General features: G+C 65.5%; 1 protein-coding gene and 1 pseudogene. Both read right to left on the reverse strand.

Going from position 1 to position 1,678, the window contains the following annotated elements; translation table 11 throughout:
- A pseudogene (locus ACFY93_RS34495) lies at positions 1-947 on the reverse strand (hypothetical protein); the annotation flags it as partial.
- A 94-nt stretch (positions 948-1,041) separates the two neighbouring features.
- Positions 1,042-1,569 carry a hypothetical protein gene (locus ACFY93_RS34500; protein ID WP_391365876.1) on the reverse strand — a complete coding sequence of 176 codons (528 nt, stop codon included), beginning with the start codon at positions 1,567-1,569 and terminating at the stop codon, positions 1,042-1,044.
- Positions 1,570-1,678: the final 109 nt, after the last annotated feature.

The raw sequence follows: 1,678 nt of genomic DNA on the forward strand, positions 1-1,678 counted from the left end.
GGGAACATCCCGCTTCGCGGGACGTTCCCGAAACCAGGATCAACCCCTACAAGCCGACCCCACCGGGGTTGACGAAACAGATAGGGGCACCCCCCCCCCCCCGCGGTCGCCATGCACACACGAGGGGCGGAACCGGCGCAGGTGGTGTCGGCATGCCCGGCCGACACCGGACCGTTGGCGACTCCCCATCCGGAAGCTTCGTGGGCACAGAGAACCATGATCACGAGGGCTGCCGCAGCGGTCCCCAGGCGGAAGCCACGCTGCTTGCGCATATTGGTCCACCACGCGGCGACGGCTGCAGCCGCTGCCGCGGCAAACAGGAGCGGGGCGATGAGAGTCGGCAGGCCATAGACCTCTCCAAAGGCCAGGGACGTGTCGACCTGCCCGAGCACGTGGCGCGGCCAGTACGGCGGGCTGTATGTGGACGATCCGCTGATGAAGTAGAAGGCGGCAACGGCGGAAAGCGGTGCGGCGATGAGCCTGGGTGTCACGTGCCCGAGACCACACCCGAGCACGGCGTAGGCGACGACGATCCCCGCCCCCATGAGGACGGGCATGAGCGCGGCGGGCGTGGGCACGAGCCCGGTCTCCACCAGCCGCATGGTCGCAGGAAGGAGCAGAATCGACCAGCCGGCCACCACCACCGGCATCAGCGTGTGCGCCGCGACGCGGAAGCGCGAGCGCCCGGGTGCCAAGGTCCAGACACCATCGTGCTTCAGACGTCCTCCTTCCCATGTCGCAAGACCGATCGTGATGGCGTAGGCGAAGGGGTAGAAGTAGGACAACGATGTAGCTACCTGCTCCGGCGCCCACAGGGGACCCGCCATGACCTCATCGTGGGAGTCTTCGAAATGCAGGGCATGGAAGTAGTAGAAGCCGACAATGCCCAGCCAGATCGGGGCAGTCCATGTTGCCAGCGTAGTGCGGAGTCGAGTACGAAGGTTCAAGTCTGCAGACCGTTCTCATTGCAGGGCGCAGCCGGGAAGCACGGCGCCATGCTTCCCGGCGTTGATTCACCTCGTGAGGGCTGGCGCAGCCGAGCTAGTCGGCCTTGGTCGTGTCCACGTAGATCTTCCTCACCGATACCTGAGCGCGCGTGTACTCAGACCCGTTGAGCTGCGGCAAGGTGAAATAGCGATTGTCACCGCCTTCGTAGTGGACGTTCCATTCGCCTTGCGAGGTTCCACCGCCGAAGCATGCGGTGAACGTCTTCGTGCCCACGTCCTTGTCCCGGCCGAACGGGATGGCCTGCCAGAGCTTCACGCTGACCGACCTGCCTGTCGTGCCAGCCATCGTGCAGCCGGTGAAACGGACTTCGGTGTAGTCGTTGTCGGCCCAGTGATGAGACTCCTTGTTACCCGGGCCCCAGGCGCTCAGGTCTCCCGACCAGTTGTACGGATGGATCTGGCCCCCAGCGGACGAGTCCCCGTACAGCTCGAACAGACCCGTCTCGTTGGGGTTGAAGGAGGTGTAGGCGTCATCGTCGGTCGGCGCCCCGTCCGCGCTCGCGGAGGCGACGCCCCCTCCAAGTGTCGCGACGGTCATCACTGCAATCAGGCCTGCGCGCATGCGGCCTCCGGTGCCTACTGAGGTTGAACTCGTGATGTCGTGCGGTTGGTCAGGCGGGTCGGATGGTCAGTCCGGTCTCGGCGAGGCAGCCGTCTATGAGGTGGCTGCG

The organism is Streptomyces sp. NPDC008313 (assembly GCF_042956125.1).
Classification (GTDB): domain Bacteria; phylum Actinomycetota; class Actinomycetes; order Streptomycetales; family Streptomycetaceae; genus Streptomyces.